The organism is Glaciihabitans sp. GrIS 2.15 (assembly GCF_035984695.1).
GTDB lineage: Bacteria > Actinomycetota > Actinomycetes > Actinomycetales > Microbacteriaceae > Lacisediminihabitans.
This window is the reverse complement of the sequence record NZ_JAXCHU010000002.1, coordinates 110,511-126,302: the sequence shown is the minus strand read 5'-3', so window position 1 is coordinate 126,302 and position 15,792 is coordinate 110,511. Positions and strand designations below refer to the sequence as shown.

13 protein-coding genes are annotated in these 15,792 nt (G+C 64.7%); 11 read left to right on the top strand and 2 right to left on the bottom strand.

Annotated features, from left to right (window positions below; all coding sequences use genetic code 11):
• Nucleotides 1-2: 2 nt before the first annotated feature.
• On the top strand, nucleotides 3-749 hold the full coding sequence (locus tag RCH11_RS02985) for a hypothetical protein (RefSeq protein WP_327055511.1): 747 nt from the start codon (nucleotides 3-5) through the stop codon (nucleotides 747-749).
• A complete protein-coding gene (locus tag RCH11_RS02980) occupies nucleotides 746-1,357 on the top strand; it encodes a signal peptidase I (RefSeq protein WP_327055510.1) in 612 nt (203 codons plus the stop codon). Before RCH11_RS02985 ends, RCH11_RS02980 begins: the two co-directional genes overlap by 4 nt.
• Nucleotides 1,358-1,562: 205 nt before the next feature.
• On the opposite strand, the gene glgX is transcribed toward RCH11_RS02980, so the two are convergent.
• Complete coding sequence (gene glgX / locus RCH11_RS02975) at nucleotides 1,563-3,620, bottom strand: glycogen debranching protein GlgX (RefSeq protein ID WP_442788992.1); 2,058 nt, start codon at nucleotides 3,618-3,620, stop codon at nucleotides 1,563-1,565.
• 66 nt (nucleotides 3,621-3,686) lie between these two features.
• On the opposite strand from glgX, the gene RCH11_RS02970 reads away from it, so the two are divergent.
• The 7 genes from RCH11_RS02970 to gatA all read left to right on the top strand — a co-directional run bounded on the left by RCH11_RS02970 (nucleotide 3,687) and on the right by gatA (nucleotide 12,587).
• A complete protein-coding gene (locus RCH11_RS02970) occupies nucleotides 3,687-4,910 on the top strand; it encodes a cysteine desulfurase family protein (RefSeq protein ID WP_327055508.1) in 1,224 nt (407 codons plus the stop codon).
• Between the two features lie 31 nt (nucleotides 4,911-4,941).
• The gene (locus RCH11_RS02965; protein WP_327055507.1) at nucleotides 4,942-5,469 is read left to right on the top strand and encodes a hypothetical protein; all 528 of its coding nucleotides are present in this window, start codon (nucleotides 4,942-4,944) and stop codon (nucleotides 5,467-5,469) included.
• A 69-nt stretch (nucleotides 5,470-5,538) separates the two neighbouring features.
• On the top strand, nucleotides 5,539-6,648 hold the full coding sequence (mnmA, locus tag RCH11_RS02960) for a tRNA 2-thiouridine(34) synthase MnmA (protein ID WP_327055506.1): 1,110 nt from the start codon (nucleotides 5,539-5,541) through the stop codon (nucleotides 6,646-6,648).
• 57 nt (nucleotides 6,649-6,705) lie between these two features.
• Entirely contained in the window at nucleotides 6,706-9,012 is a 2,307-nt protein-coding gene (gene ligA / locus RCH11_RS02955) for an NAD-dependent DNA ligase LigA (RefSeq protein WP_327055505.1), read from the top strand.
• A 151-nt stretch (nucleotides 9,013-9,163) separates the two neighbouring features.
• The gene (locus RCH11_RS02950) at nucleotides 9,164-10,612 is read left to right on the top strand and encodes an alpha/beta hydrolase (RefSeq protein WP_327055504.1); all 1,449 of its coding nucleotides are present in this window, start codon (nucleotides 9,164-9,166) and stop codon (nucleotides 10,610-10,612) included.
• A gap of 122 nt (nucleotides 10,613-10,734) precedes the next feature.
• A complete protein-coding gene (gatC, locus tag RCH11_RS02945; RefSeq protein ID WP_327055503.1) occupies nucleotides 10,735-11,058 on the top strand; it encodes an Asp-tRNA(Asn)/Glu-tRNA(Gln) amidotransferase subunit GatC in 324 nt (107 codons plus the stop codon).
• A complete protein-coding gene (gatA, locus tag RCH11_RS02940; RefSeq protein ID WP_327055502.1) occupies nucleotides 11,058-12,587 on the top strand; it encodes an Asp-tRNA(Asn)/Glu-tRNA(Gln) amidotransferase subunit GatA in 1,530 nt (509 codons plus the stop codon). The genes gatC and gatA overlap by 1 nt, the downstream gene beginning before the upstream one ends.
• Before the next feature lie 30 nt (nucleotides 12,588-12,617).
• On the opposite strand, the gene RCH11_RS02935 is transcribed toward gatA, so the two are convergent.
• A complete protein-coding gene (locus tag RCH11_RS02935) occupies nucleotides 12,618-13,169 on the bottom strand; it encodes a CGNR zinc finger domain-containing protein (RefSeq protein WP_327055501.1) in 552 nt (183 codons plus the stop codon).
• Between the two features lie 38 nt (nucleotides 13,170-13,207).
• On the opposite strand from RCH11_RS02935, the gene RCH11_RS02930 reads away from it, so the two are divergent.
• Together RCH11_RS02930 and gatB are read left to right on the top strand one after the other, a co-directional pair.
• Nucleotides 13,208-14,206 (top strand): EamA family transporter, encoded by a 999-nt coding sequence (locus RCH11_RS02930; RefSeq protein ID WP_327055500.1) that lies wholly within the window; start codon nucleotides 13,208-13,210, stop codon nucleotides 14,204-14,206.
• A gap of 9 nt (nucleotides 14,207-14,215) precedes the next feature.
• On the top strand, nucleotides 14,216-15,715 hold the full coding sequence (gene gatB / locus RCH11_RS02925; RefSeq protein WP_327055499.1) for an Asp-tRNA(Asn)/Glu-tRNA(Gln) amidotransferase subunit GatB: 1,500 nt from the start codon (nucleotides 14,216-14,218) through the stop codon (nucleotides 15,713-15,715).
• Nucleotides 15,716-15,792: the final 77 nt, after the last annotated feature.

Genomic DNA, 15,792 nt, shown 5'->3' with positions numbered 1-15,792 from the left:
TCATGAGAAACCCACTCGCGCATCGACCCCGCTTAATCCTCGTTGCCATTCCGATCGCGCTTGCGTGCTCGGTGCTGGTGCTGGTGCTGGTGCTGGTGCTGGCGAGCATGCCAGAGCGCAGCGCGAACCGAACGGCAAGCGGTGACATTCTCGTGAGTCTCGACGGTTCGAATTGGTCGACGAGCCTCCCGTCCGGGCTGTTCTCCGGGGCAGGAAGAGTCGTGCCGGGTGACAGCCTCAGCCGAACACTCTGGATCGAGAACACGTCGTCGTCTCCTGCCATGCTGCGCCTCAGTAGGAGTGAAACCGGCGGGACGAGTTCGCTGCTCAGCCAGGCGATTTCTCTTACGGCAATTTCCCGGGATGCAAATGGTTTCCCACCGTCTGCCGCAGACGGCAGCTGCACGCAGCTGCTCCCCGAAGAGGTCGTCGGCGCCGGCAAGTCGACATCGATCGTTGTCACGCTCGCCATCGCCGACCTTCGGGCCGCGGAGGCGCAGGGAGAGTCGGCCGCGATCAGCCTCCTCGCGAGCATGAGTTCTCTCGGCCAGGCTGCCGCGTCACCCTGCCCCGAAAGCGGAACGGATGTTCCTCTCCTCAGCGCGGCGCAGAGCAACGCGGAATCAGACGGATCCCTCGAGTTCAGCGGAGCCGGATTGCTTTATCCTGCAATCATGATCACGAGTGTTTTGACCGGAGTGGCACTTTTTGCCCACCTTGCCGCTCGACGTCGTCGGCATGCTGAATGACCGCATCACTGGGTGATCCGGATGTTGGGCGGGACATGGCCCATAAGGCCACCCCGGCCGAGAAGGGTCTCCTGCACTACATCGGCCTCGCGGTGAGTGGAGCGCTGCTGGTGCTCGTTTTGGGGTTGGGCGCCCTCGTCATTGTGATTCCGGCTCTGACCGGAGGAACCGCTCTCACCGTGCTCACCCAATCGATGGAGCCAAGGCTTCCGCCCGGCACTCTCATTGTTATCCGACCAACGGCTATTGATGACATCAAGATCGGCGATGTAGTCACTTACCAGATCAAATCGGGCCAGCCAGCGGTCGTGAGCCATCGCGTCGTGTCGCGCTCGGTCGACACCACAGGGCGAACCACCTTCACCACGAAGGGCGACAACAATGATCTCCCCGATGCTGGCCCCGTGCAGAAGGCGCAGATCAGGGGAACGCTCTGGTACAGCATTCCGTGGCTGGGATACCTCAATAATCTGGTTGGCGGGCAGGGTCGCAGTTTCCTCGTGCCTGGCATCGCCGTCGTGCTGTTTATCTATGCTGGCTATATGATCGCGAGCTCCGTGGCGAGTTCGCGGAAGAAGAAGCGCACGGTGGGCGAGCGGGCTGAATAGGCTCCGGCGACGAGCGACGAGCGACGAGCGACGGCGCTAGCGGCGACTGATCCGGGAAGCGCACCGTGACTGTCGAGTGGTCGCCGCAGAGACGCTGGCACGTTCGTCGTTCCGCGAGCAGGGGATTGGCCACCACGGCATTCTTGGCGCCGAGCACGTCGGTGAGAACCCTACGGATTCAGGGTGACAGAGACCGGCACGGTGGTCATGACGGGTGCGCGAGGAACAGCTGCATCGAGGCGGGCGCGAGGATCAACTTCGAACCGGGGGTGTGAGTGTTCACCGCGGCGTGGTCATCCGCGCTGTTCCACAGCAGTTCGTAGGATGCCACTCCCTCATGCTCGGGCAGACGCACGGTCTCAACCGCCTCGAGCCCGTGCACGATGAGCAGGATGCGGTTGAACTCTTCGAACTCTGGCGTGGATGCCGCGAGGTACTGGAGCGTGCGTTCGTTGGGCGAATCCCAGTCCTCGATCGACATGGAAAGACCGTCCTTGTTGAACCAGTCCATCTGGGTTGCCGACGGCACCGTCTCGCCGAAGATGCCGAAGCGGATGGGTCGAAGTGCGGGGTTGGTCCGTCGGAGTCGCAGCAGCTTCTGCGAGATGAGAAGAAGCTCGTCCTGCCAGTCCTCACGCTCCCAGGGCAGCCATGTCAAGTCACTGTCATGGCAGTACGCGTTGTTGTTGCCCCTCTGGCTGCGACCGAATTCGTCGCCGGCCGTGATCATCGGCAGTCCGGCGGAGAGCAGCAGCGTGCCCAGCAAATTGCGGATGGCTTTTTCGCGTGCCGACAGGATCGTCGCGTCGTGTGTCGGGCCTTCGATGCCGTAGTTGAAAGAGTGATTGTTGTCGGTGCCATCGCGGTTATTCTCGCCGTTACCGAGATTGTGCTTCTGGTTGTAGGCAGTGAGATCGGCGAGCGTGAAACCGTCGTGGGCAGTCACGAAGTTCACCGAGGCAAGCGGTCCCCGCTCCTGGGAGAAGACCCCCGCCGATCCGGAGAGTTTGGAGGCGAGTTGCCCGATGCCGATCGGTGCGACACCGTTCGTGCGTGCCGCTCCGATGTCGGTGAGCCAGAAGTTGCGTGAGCGGTCACGATAGTCATCGTTCCACTCCGACCATGGCCCCTGAAAGTTGCCGACCTGCCAGCCGCCTGTTCCTATGTCCCAGGGTTCGGCGATCATCTTCACGGCCTGCAGCTCCGGATCGGAGGTGATTGCCTCGAGCAGTGGGTGCTTGGCGTCGAATTCCCCGTGCTCGTCACGTCCGAGGGTGGCGGCGAGATCGAAGCGGAATCCGTCGATCTGCACTTCGTTAGCCCAGTAGCGCAGCGAATCGAGCACGAGCCGCTGGGCGGCGGGATGTGCGAAGTTCACGGTGTTGCCGCATCCGGTCACGTCGGTGTAGTTACCGTCGGCGTCTTGGCGATAGTACGAGGCATTGTCGAGCCCGCGCAGCGACGTGGTTGGGCCGGTCTTGCTCTCTTCGGCGGTGTGGTTGTACACAACATCGAGTACGACTTCGAGCCCAGCCTCGTGAAGCAGCTTGACCATGCCCTTGAACTCCCGGAGCACCGCGCCGGTGCCGCCGAACTGGGCTTCCCGGCTGGCGTAGGCCGCGTGCGGAGTGAAGAAGTTGAGTGTGTTGTAGCCCCAGTAATTGCTGAGGCCCTGCAAGATGAGACGCTGCTCGCTCACGAACTGGTGCACCGGCAGCAGCTCGATCGTGGTGACGCCGAGATCCTTGAGGTAGTCGATTGCTGTGTCGTGGGCGAGCCCGGCGTAGGTGCCGCGGAGCTCCTCCGGCACCGCCGGGTTCAGCTTGGAGATGCCCTTGGCATGGGCCTCGTAGAGCACGGTGTGATCGAGAGGCACGTTGGGCTTCGTGGCGCCGGCCCAGTCGAAAGCGTCATCCTGCACATAGCAGCGCCAGTCTCCCGATGACGTGCGCGCGAGTCCGCGGGCGTACGGGTCGATCAGGTGCAGGTTTGGGTCGAAGGTGTGGGTAGGGCCGGTGGGTCCGCTCGCTCGTAACGAATATCGGGTGCCAGCCACCAGATTGGGCGAGGTACCCGACCAGACGTCGTGGTCATCCTTCTGAAGGGGGATGCTTTCGGCGACCCAGTTGGGGTCTTTACTGCCGTAGATGCAAAGTTCTATCGCGGTGGCACTGGCCGACCACACGCGTAGCGCGCCGCCTGTTGGCGTCGCGCGAACGCCCAGGTTCCGAAGCGGATCGACGGTCGGATCGGTCACAGGCATAAGTTCTAGAGTAGGACTCCGTGAGTCGCGCGGGTTACGGCGTGCGCGCAGCTGGAGGTGACGTTCGTGCCCGTGTACCTCGACCATGCCGCGACGACGCCGATGCTCCCCGAAGCGGTTGCGGCCTACATCGCTGCACTCGACATCGTCGGCAATCCCTCATCAATTCACTCCCAGGGCCAGAACGCCAAGCGGATGCTCGAGGAGGCACGCGAGCGTGTCGCCGAGTCCCTCGGGTGCGAACCGATCGAAGTCGTCTTCACCTCGGGCGGCACAGAGGCGGTCAACCTCGCAGTGAAGGGCCTGTTCTGGGCACGCAACTTTCCGACCGGTGATCGAGTCGCGAGCGCGGGCGGGCGCATCGAGCCGTCCCGCCGCCGAATCCTTGTGCCCCGCGGTGAACACCACGCAACAATCGACACTGTCGAGTGGCTCGAGCGATACGAAGGCGCGATCATCGACTGGCTGCCGATCGATTCACTCGGTCGTGTGAGGCTGGATGCGCTCGCTGCCTCCCTGGAAGAGCACGACGACGTCGCGCTCCTGACCCTGCTGTGGGCCAATAATGAGGTCGGTACCGTGCAGCCGGTCGCGGAAGCCGTGGCGCTCGCGTCCCGCTATGGCGTGCCGGTGCACTGCGATGCGATCTCCGCTTATCGCCACCTGCCAATCGACTTCGCTGCCTCTGGCCTGGCTGCCCTCTCCGTTTCGGCGCACAAGATCGGCGGACCACTCGGCATCGGTGCCCTCATTCTCGACCGGTCCGCCGTCGTCGTGCCGCTGATCCACGGGGGAGGGCAACAGCGCGATGTGCGGTCAGGTACCCAGGATGTGCCAGCCGCGATCTCGTTCGGCGTCGCTGCGCAGCATCCGGTCTCGTCTTTCGCGGCTCTTCGAGACCGCCTGATCGCCGGTGTGCGGGAGTCCGTGCCGTCGGCTGTACTGCGCGGAGAGCCCGAGGCAAGCGGCCGCCTCGACAACAATGCGCACTTCACTTTCCCCGGGTGCGAGGGCGACTCTCTGCTTTTCCTGTTGGATGCCGCAAAAGTCTCGGTGAGCACCGGCTCTGCCTGTCGGGCCGGAATCCCGGAGGCCTCGCATGTGCTCCTCGGAATGGGGCTCAGCGAGGCGGATGCGCGCGGGGCTCTTCGCATCACTGTCGGCCACACCACGACCGAGACCGACATCGATGCATTTCTCCGCGCGCTGCCCGAGGCGGTAGCTCGAGCGAGCCGGGCCGGGCTCAATGACCGGGATGTCGCCGCCCGGCCCGGCAGTGTCGATGCCTAGGCGGGTCGGAACGCGGAGGCGAGGAGTCACAGTGTCGGCGCTCGCCGCCGCTTCGCTCGCTGCTCTTCTCACGGTGAGTGGCTGCACAGCCTCCGAGACTCCTCGGCCGTCGGCCACACAGAGCGTGCCAGCCGATCCCGCCCTCACGACGGTTTTTCCCACCGATTTCACCGGTGAGGCGGCCGGGGCCGAGACAGTGCGGATTGCGAATGCGATTGTGGCGCTGTTGCCCGCGACGATCGTGGTGCACGTGGACAATACGGACAAGCTCGTGGCCGCAACAACCTCCTCGGGTTCGTACTACGGCGTGCTGCGGATCATCTCACTTGACCCGAACAACGATCCGGTCGCGATCTCCAAGACGATGGTGCAGAAACTCGAGGCCTCTGGATGGAGAATTCGGCAGTCCTCCGACAGTGGGACCGGCGTTCATCTGGTCACGCTCTCGAGCAATCGCAAACCGAACATCTCCTGGCTTCTGCAGTTGAGCGGGGACCCGCGGGTATCCGGCCAGTCGGTGATCCAGCTCCAGCTCGTGAGCCCGGATCTACCCGGCTGATGTCCATTCTGTGCCCGGACGTTGAGGGAGTAAATCGTCCCGCATGTCACCGCGCCTAGACTGGAATTCATGAAGGTGCTGGCGGCGATGAGTGGTGGGGTGGATTCCGCGGTAGCTGCTGCGCGCGCCGTAGAGGCCGGGCACGAAGTCGTCGGCGTGCATTTGGCGCTCAGTCGGATGCCGGGAACACTGCGCACCGGAGCCAGGGGATGCTGCACTATCGAAGACTCGATGGATGCGCAACGAGCGGCCAACATCATCGGCATCCCGTACTACGTCTGGGACTTCTCGGAGCGCTTCACGCTCGACGTCGTGGATGATTTCGTCGCGGAGTACTCCGCCGGACGCACCCCCAACCCGTGTATGCGCTGCAATGAGCGCATCAAGTTTGCTGCCCTGCTCGAGAAGGCGCTCGACCTCGGGTTCGACGCCGTCGCCACCGGACACTACGCGTCGATCCTCACCGACGACGACGGCAATCGCGAACTGCACCGGGCTGCGGCCTGGGCCAAAGACCAGTCCTATGTGCTCGGGGTGCTCACCGCAGAGCAGCTCGCGCACAGCATGTTCCCGCTGGGGGCCACGCCGTCGAAGGCAGAAGTGCGGGCAGAGGCCGCCGCGCGAGGATTCAGCGTCGCGACGAAGCCCGACAGCCACGACATCTGCTTCATTCCCGACGGCGACACCCGCGGCTGGCTCGCCGACCGCGTCGGAGCCGAAGCCGGAGTCATCCTCGAGCGAGACGGATCCGTCGTCGGCAGCCACGACGGAGCGGCGGCGTTCACCGTCGGCCAGCGCAAGGGTCTTCACCTCGGCGTGCCGTCTCCGGATGGCCGCCCCCGGTTCGTGCTCGAGGTGCGACCGTCGAGCAACACGGTCGTGGTCGGGCCAAAAGAGGCGCTTGATCTCGCCGAGGTTGCCGGCTCACAGTTCAGCTGGGCCGGCCGTGCGCCAGCCGATCCGTACAGCGAATTCGAGTGCCACGTGCAGATTCGGGCGCATGCCGATCCTGTTCCCGCTGTTGCCGTCGTTCGCAATGGCGAACTTGTCATCCGTCCGAACGTTGCGCTCAACGGCGTCGCCCCCGGCCAGACGGCCGTGGTCTACCTTGGAACCCGGGTGCTCGGCCAATGCACGATCGACCGCACCGTGTCGGCCGTTCCGGCTCCCACCCGCTGATCGGTCCGAAGCTGCGAACCGGGGCCGGTTGTCGGAAGACGAACCTAAGCTGAGGCTGTGGCAACCCAGAACAGAGACAGCGCAAAAGACCTCACCCTCGAGCAGGCTGGCGAGGCATCCGGGCAACTCACGACCCGCATTCTGGAGCTGCGTGATGCGTATTACGAGCGCAACGAGGTGCTCGTGGCCGACGAAGAATACGATCGGATGCTGGGTCGGCTCGAGGAGCTCGAGCGGCTGTTCCCCGAGTTGCTCAGCCAGGACTCTCCCACGCAGACCGTCGGGGGACGCGCCGAGACCACCCTGTTCGCGCCGGTTCGCCACGCAGAGCGGATGCTGAGCCTCGATAACGTCTTCTCGCTGACGGAATTCGCCGAATGGGCCGCGAAGGTCGAGCGCAACTCTGCCCGCCGCGTCGATTATCTCTGTGAGCTCAAGATCGACGGCCTCGCAATCAACCTGCGCTATGAAAACGGAATCCTCAGCACGGCGGCGACGCGGGGTGACGGGGTGGTCGGCGAAGATGTCACCGAAAACATCGCCTTCGTGCCGAGCATCCCGAACCGACTGGAGGGCACCGGGCATCCGCCAATCGTCGAGGTGCGCGGGGAGGTCTTTTTCGAGTCGGAGATCTTCGAGCAACTCAATGCCGACCAGGTGGCAGCGGGCGACCGGGTGTTCGCGAATGCTCGCAACGCGGCATCCGGGAGCCTGCGCCAGGTGGCAGAGGGCAAGTCGCCGAACCAGCTTGAGCGCATGCACAAGCGGCTCGGGCGACTCAGCATGCTCGTGCATGGCATCGGTGCGTGGCCGAATCCACCGGTCACCTCGCAGTCCGAAATTTACGGGCTGCTGAAGAGCTGGGGTCTGCCGACGAGCACTCATTTTCGGGTGAAGAAGACGGCACCGGATGCGGCGGAATTCATCGCGTATTACGGGTCGCACCGCGGTGGTTCCGTGGAAGAACCCGTCGAGCACGAAATCGACGGCATCGTGATCAAGGTCGACGAGCTGGAACTCCATGATGAGCTCGGTGCCACCAGCCGGGCCCCGCGCTGGGCAATCGCCTACAAGTACCCGCCAGAGCAGGTGAATACGGAACTGCTCGACATCGTCGTGAGCGTCGGTCGCACTGGCCGGGTCACCCCATTTGCGGTGATGAAGCCGGTGCGAGTGGCCGGCTCTGTGGTGCGCCAGGCCACCCTTCACAACCAGGATGTCGTGAAAGCCAAAGGCGTGTTGATCGGTGACACGGTCGTGCTGCGCAAGGCCGGCGACGTGATCCCAGAGGTGCTCGGTCCGGTCGTCGAGTTGCGCGACGGCACCGAGCGCGAGTTCGTGATGCCGTCGAACTGCCCAGAGTGCGGCACCCCGCTCTCCCCGGCGAAAGAGGGCGACGTGGATCTGCGCTGCCCAAACGCGCGCAGCTGCCCTGCCCAGGTGCGCGGGCGGGTCGAGCATGTCGGAAGTCGCGGCGCGCTCGACATCGAAGGTCTCGGCGAGGTGGGTGCGTCAGCGCTGACCCAACCCGATATTCCCGCTGACCCGCCGCTGACGACCGAAGCAGGGCTCTTCTCGCTGACCCTGCGCGACATCTTCCCGATCACCGTTCGCGTGCGTGACTATGAGACGGGGCTCATCAAGCTCAATCCCGACGGCTCAGAGCGCACCGAAACCCCGTTCTGCAGGAAGCGCAAGAAAACGGGAAAGGGTGCCGATCCTGTCTTCGATCCCACCGCCCCGGAGTTCGCGGGCGACGCGGAGTCGGTACCGTCCTCTGCCGCAGTCAAGCTGTTGTCCGAACTAGAACTCGCAAAAGCCAAAGATCTCTGGCGCATTCTCGTGGCCCTCAGCATCCGTCACGTTGGTCCGGTCGCGGCACGTGCGCTTGCCTCATACTTCGGATCGGTCGAGGCCATTCGGGCGGCGACACGCGAGCAACTTGCGACAGTGGACGGCGTGGGCGGCATCATCGCCGATGCCCTGATCGACTGGTTTGCCGTGGACTGGCATGTCGAGATCATCGACCGTTGGACGAAGGCCGGGGTGCGGCTGAGTACCCCCGGACACGCCGGTCCCGGTGCCGCAGTCGCGGCGGGCGGACCGCTGTCCGGCGTGACCGTTGTTGCCACGGGGAGCCTCGAGGGATTCACGCGGGAAGGCGCGCTCGAAGCGATCATCGCCGCCGGAGGCAAGGCGGCGTCGAGCGTTTCAAAGAAGACCGACTTCGTGGCAGCGGGTCCGGGGGCGGGTTCCAAGCTGACAAAAGCTGAAGAACTGGGTGTGCGCATCATCGATGCGGCACAGTTCGCCGTCCTCCTCGAATTTGGCCCGGAGAGACTCGGCGACCGATCCCTGAGCTAGTCTCGACGTCAAACACTGCGGGACGTTCTGGCGCCGGACGACAAAACTTAGGTCAGCGGGCCATTCCACAGCTATTATTGGGGAAGTTCTCAATTCCCGTTGCTCATGGCGTTCCCCCGAACTCCGGAACCAACGATTGGATACAAGTCTTTTGCTGTTTGACGTTGCAGCAGTCCTCTCGCCCTCCGGCGTGTTCGGTGGGGTAGCAGAGGCCTTCGGCGTTCATGAAATCAGCCGCCAAATCTCCGCGATCGTCGAAACTGTCGACCCGTCGACCCAGTATCCGTCAGTGTTCGGCGGCCTGTTCGGTGGTCTGTTCTCGCCCGTTGGCTCCGGTGCTGGCATCCTGTCCAACGCCAGCCCGCACCCCTCGGATGTCACCACGGCCTCCTCCGCACGGCTCGATCCCTTCCTCATTCCGCACCTCAGCGGCAATGAGACCCTGGATCGACTATCGGTCTTGTCCGGTTCCGAAGTGGCCCCATTTGTCGCCGGTAACCGGGCTGAGATCCACCGACTGCTTCTCAGCCCCCCGCGGGCCAGTTCCGTTGCGACCTGGTGGGGTTCCCTCCCACGCTCCGGGCAGAAGACCCTCGCGTCGTCGGCATCTGAAGTGGTCGGTAACCTCGATGGGGTGCCATTCGCAGTGCGCGACAAAGCCAATCGCCTCACGCTCTCACGCTCGGTGTCGCAACTCGAGATATCGATCGAGTCGGGGATCGGTCGGGCGAAACTCGTCGAGAAGCGCCATCACCTCGACATCCTGACCCAGGTGACGAAGACCCTGGAACGGGAGTCGGGCAAGCCACAGCGACAGCTGCTCACTCTCGACCCGTCGGGCGAGGTACGGGCCGCAGTGGTGGTCGGCGACCTCGCGACCGCGGACTACGTGAGCTATCTCGTCCCCGGCATGTTCTTTACCGTTCAGGGCCAGATGTACGACTGGACGGTCATCGCGCAAGACCTGCAGACGGAGCAGGCCGGGTGGCTGAAGACGCTGTCTTCCACGGATTCCGGGCTCTCCGGCAAGACGGCAGCGACCGTGGCCTGGATCGGTTACCAGACGCCAGGCGTGCTCGATGTCGCTTCGCTCGACCGGGCTCAGATCGGCGCTAATTTTCTCGGGCACGCGATCCAGGGCATCAGGGCCGCTCGGGTCGGTGCACAGCCGTTCGTCAGTCTCGTGACCCATTCCTATGGATCGACGGCCGCGATGATGGAACTCGCGAAAGGTGGCATGACGGTCGATGCCCTCGCGATTATCGGCTCCCCGGGTTCCGCAGCTCAGTCGGCCTCGGCCCTCGGGGTGAAGGACGGCAACGTCTTCGTCGGCGAGGCCGCCTGGGACCCGATCGTGAACACGGCCTTCTATGGAAGTGACCCCGGGTCCACAACGTTCGGCGCCCACCGGATGGATGTCGCGGCGGCGACCGATCCGATTACGAATAAACCGCTCGCCGCCGCTGTCGGCCACCTCGGGTACTTCGATTCCGGTACAACCGCGATGCGCAACCTGGCCCTCATCGGGCTCGACCAGAGCGCTCTCGTCTCGACCGGATCCCCGGCGGACGCGACTCGTACACTCGCCGACGCGCGCTGAGCCACCCGAACGGGTTTCTCGCTGGTCGGCCCACTTCCGTGCGCCGATCGCCGTCGGGTCGGTGCTCGCACCGGGTCGAATAGAATCGGGTGTCCCCCCAGCGATCCAACGCACGGAGTTCTATGTCTGAAAATCCTGCAGAGCCTGACAGCCGCATCACTACCGATCAGGTCGCGCACCTCGCGAACCTTGCGCGCATCGCGCTCACCCCGGAGGAGATCGAGAAGCTCACCGGGGAACTCGGCGTGATTATCGACTCCATCGCCAAGGTGTCCGAGGTCGCGACAGCGGATGTTCCGGCCACGAGTCACCCGATCCCGCTGACCAACGTATTCCGGCCCGACGTGATTGGGGCGACCCTCTCGCAGGAGGAGGCCCTCAGCGGCGCTCCCGAGCACGACGGAAGCCGCTTCAAGGTCTCTGCGATCCTGGGGGAGGAGCAGTAATGGCCCGGGTCGACGGCACTGCCGACCTCACCCGACTTTCTGCCGCGTCTCTTGGTGAACTACTCACGGCCCGCGAGATCTCGAGCGTCGAGGTCACTCGCGCACACCTCGACCGCATCGCCGCGGTCGACGGTGACGTGCACGCCTTCCTCCATATCTCGAAGGACGCGATCGACACTGCGGAGGGCATCGATGTGCTCCGGCGAAGCGGCGATCAGCTCGGTCCGCTCGCCGGCGTGCCCATTGCCATCAAGGATGTGCTCTGCACGCTGGATATGCCCTCGACCGCGGGATCGCGCATCCTCGAGGGCTGGATACCACCCTACGACGCGACGGTCGTGAGCCGACTGCGCCTCGCCAACCTGGTGCCGCTCGGTAAGACCAACATGGATGAATTCGCTATGGGGTCGTCCACCGAGCACTCCGCCTTCGGGCCAACCCATAACCCGTGGGACCTCGACCGCATCCCCGGTGGCTCCGGCGGTGGTTCGGCTGCGGCGGTCGCCGCTTTTGAAGCGCCTCTCGCACTGGGCTCCGACACCGGTGGATCCATCCGCCAGCCCGCTGCCGTCACCGGTTCGGTGGGTGTCAAGCCGACCTACGGCGGGGTGTCCCGCTACGGCGCGATCGCCCTCGCCTCCTCGCTCGACCAGGTCGGTCCCGTCGCCCGCACCGTTCTCGACGCGGCACTGCTGCACGATGTGATCGGCGGCCACGACCCCCGCGACTCGACCTCTCTTCGCGACGAATGGCCGAGTTTCGCGGCTGCCGCCCGCGCGGGCCAGCTGAAGCGTAACCTCACCGGCGTGAAGATCGGGGTCGTGAAAGAGCTCGACGCCCCCGGCTTTCAGCCAGGGGTGCATCAGCGCTTTCACGAGACGCTCGAGCTGCTCGCCGACAATGGCGCCGAGATCATCGAGGTGTCCGCGCCCAACTTCGAGTATGCGATCGCCGCGTACTACCTGATCCTGCCCGCCGAGGCGTCGAGCAACCTCGCGAAGTTCGACTCCGTGCGATTCGGGCTGCGTGTCAATCCGATCGGTGGCGGCACCGTCGAAGACGTAATGTCGGCCACCCGAGAGGCGGGCTTCGGTGCGGAGGTCAAGCGCCGCATCATCCTCGGTACCTATGCGCTCAGCGCGGGGTACTACGACGCATACTATGGCAGCGCGCAGAAGGTGCGCACGCTCATTCAGCGTGACTTCGCGGCCGCCTTCGACCGGGTCGATATCCTCGTGAGTCCGGCTGCGCCCACCACCGCCTTCAAGATCGGTGAGAAGATCGACGACCCGCTCGCGATGTATCTCAACGATGTGACGACGATCCCGGCCAACCTTGCGGGAATCCCCGGCATGGGCCTGCCGATGGGACTCGCCCCCGAAGACGGTCTACCCACCGGCCTTCAGCTCATGGCGCCGGCTCGAGCGGATGCCCGGCTCTACGAGCACGGGGCCGTCATCGAAGCCCTGCTCGAAGACAGCTGGGGCCACACCCTGATCAGCCGGGCGCCGGAGCTCGCGACGCGCTAGTCGGGATGGGTGCAGACCAACTCGGCCGGATCAGACAACGGCCGCGCGCTCACGGAACGCGACCATGTTCATCCGGTTGCCGCAGCGCACGCTGCAGTAGCGCTTCGAGCCATTGCGCGAGAAGTCGATGAGCACGCCAGCACAGTCCGGTGCTTCGCAGGTGCGAAGGCGGTCAGTGGCGTTCATGCGGATGACGTCGGCCAACGCGAGCGCCACCTCCACCCGAATACGCTCGGCGAGCGGCGCATCGGCGGCGGTCGCGTGCCAGTGCCAGCCGGATCCGTTATGCCGAGTGAGCTGGGGCAGGGCATCGGCCTCGTTCAGCATTGCATTCACCTCGGTGACCGCATCGTCTCGGCCGAGAGTCCAGATCGACCGGAGTTTCTGCCGGGTGAGGGCAACCTCGGCCCGTTCCGGCTCGTCGTGATCGATGCGACCGGAGTAGCGGAAGCGGGTGAGGATCGCATCGAGATCATCGACGGTCGTGAGTTCGTCGGCCCCGCTGCGCGAGGCGCGGGGATCAGTGTTGGCGAGCGCAACGGTGAATTCCAGCGTCTCTTCTGTGTCAGGGGCAAAATACAATTTGACTCCTTACTTTCGACCAGACTACCGTCAGCAGAATGAAGCGATCGTCCCCCTCCCTCGGCCTGGTCATCGCCGTGATCGCGGCGGCGACTTTCGGCATGTCTGGGGCTTTCATCAAGCCCCTTCTCGAGGCGGGCTGGAGCCCAGCCGCCGCAGTCACCGCCCGGGCGCTCCTTGGCGGTGTCGTGCTTCTGCCAATCGCCCTGGTCTCCCTTCGTAAAAAGTGGAGCGCGCTCTGGCGTGCCCGCTGGCGCATTGTGGCGATGGGACTCATCGGCGTCGCCGCCACCCAACTCGTGTACTTCGCCGCGCTGGAGCGCATCCCCGTGAACACGGCCATACTCATCGAATACATGGCCCCCCTTCTGCTGGTCGGCTTTGTCTGGGCCACCAGTCGGCGGATGCCCTCCGTCGTCGTGCTTATAGGCTCCGTCGTGGCCGTGGTTGGCCTCACTCTCGTGGTTTCGCCCGGTCGAAGCGGCAGTTTCGACCTCCTCGGCCTCGGCTTCGCGGCCCTCGCGACGGTGGGATGCGCGATCTATTACGTCGTCGCTGCGCGCCCGAGCGACGGGCTACCGCCGGTCGCCCTCGCGGCGTGCGGCCTGGTACTTGGCGGGCTCGTGCTCGGAATCGCCGGCCTCAGCGGAATCGTTCCGTTCACCGCAACCTTCGGCGCCGTGCACCTGCTGGGCACGACGGTGGCCTGGTGGTTTCCGCTGCTGGTGGTTGGAGTGCTCGCCACCGCGGTCGCCTACGCGACGAGTATCACCGCGACGGAGATGCTCGGCTCTCGCCTCGCCTCCTTCGCCGGTCTCCTCGAGGTGGTGGCGGCCGCTCTCTACGCCTGGATCCTCCTGGGGGAGAGCCTCAGCGCACTCCAGCTGATCGGAGGAGTTCTCATCCTCGTCGGCATCGGGTTCGTGCGCGCCGAGAAGAGGGGTGCTGCGACCATGCTGGAGCCGGGGGCGATCCCCGAGTCCGCTCCGGTGCACACCGCCCCGCTCCCCGCCGAACCCACCGTCACGCGCCCGTAGAATCGTCAGGTGGCTAAAGCTGAATTGATGGACTATGACCGAGCGATAGAACTCTTCGAGCCGGTGCTCGGTTTCGAGGTGCACGTCGAACTGAACACGAAGACCAAGATGTTCTCTGACGCGCCGAACTTCTTCGGCGGGGAGCCGAACACCAACGTGACGCCGGTAGATCTCGGTCTTCCGGGCAGCCTCCCGGTGGTGAACGAGCAGGCCGTGAAGTACTCGATCAGCCTGGGGCTGGCGCTCGGCTGCAGCATCCGCCCGTCCAGCCGGTTCGCGCGCAAGAACTACTTCTATCCCGACCTTGCCAAGAACTACCAGATCAGCCAGTTCGACGAACCGATCGCCTTCGACGGCAGCGTCGAGGTCGAGCTCGAAGACGGCCGACTGTTCCAGATTCCGATCGAGCGCGCTCACATGGAAGAGGATGCCGGCAAGCTCACGCATGTCGGAGGCGCGACCGGTCGCATCCAGGGCGCCGAATATTCGCTCGTGGATTACAACCGTGCCGGGGTTCCCCTCGTGGAGATCGTCACGAACATCATTTACGGTGCGGAACGCGATGCCCCGGAGCTGGCGAAAGCCTACGTCTCGACCATCCGCGATATTGTGCGCTCGCTGGGAATCAGCGACGCGAAGATGGAACGCGGCAACCTCCGCTGTGATGCCAACATCTCGCTCTCCCCGCGGGGGTCCGGAAAGCTCGGTACCCGCACCGAGACGAAAAATGTCAACAGCCTGCGCAGTGTCGAGCGCGCAATCCGTTATGAGATCCAGCGCCAGGCGGCCATCCTCGCCGACGGCGGCACGATCACCCAGGAAACGCGACACTGGCATGAGGACACCGGCGAGACCTCCGCGGGTCGCCCCAAGAGCGACGCGGATGACTATCGCTACTTTCCGGAGCCCGACCTTCTGCCGGTGGAGCCGTCGCTCGAACTGATCGAGGAGCTGCGGGCCGCGCTGCCAGAGGCGCCCGCCATCCGGCGACGACGCCTCAAGGATGCATGGGGATTCACCGACCTCGAGTTTCAGGATGTCGTGAACTCGGGCCTGCTGGTGGAGATCGAGGAGACGACCGCGGCCGGAGCTTCTCCGGCCCAGGCCCGCAAGTGGTGGACCGGAGAGATCGCCCGCCTCGCCAATGTCTCGTCGGTCGACCCGTCGACGCTGATTTCTGCGCTCGATGTCTCGGAGCTGATTGTGCTGATCGAGAATGGGGAACTCACCGACCGCCTCGCACGCCAGGTACTCGAGGGGGTGATCGCCGGGGAGGGAACTCCGTCCGCGGTCATGAAGTCCCGTGGGCTCGTCGTGGTGTCGGATGACGGTGCCTTGATCGCCGCGATCGATGAGGCTCTCGCGGCGCAGCCTGACGTGCTCGAGAAGATCCGCGAGGGTAAGGTGCAGGCGGCCGGAGCGGTGATCGGTGCAGTCATGAAGGCCATGAAGGGCACAGCGGATGCCGCGCGCGTGCGCGAACTGGTGCTGGAGCGCGCACAGCAGTAGAGCTCGAGCTCGTGCTCGTGCTCGTACTCGTACTCGTGCATCCGCTCCTGCTCGTGCTCGGGCATCCGCAAATCGAC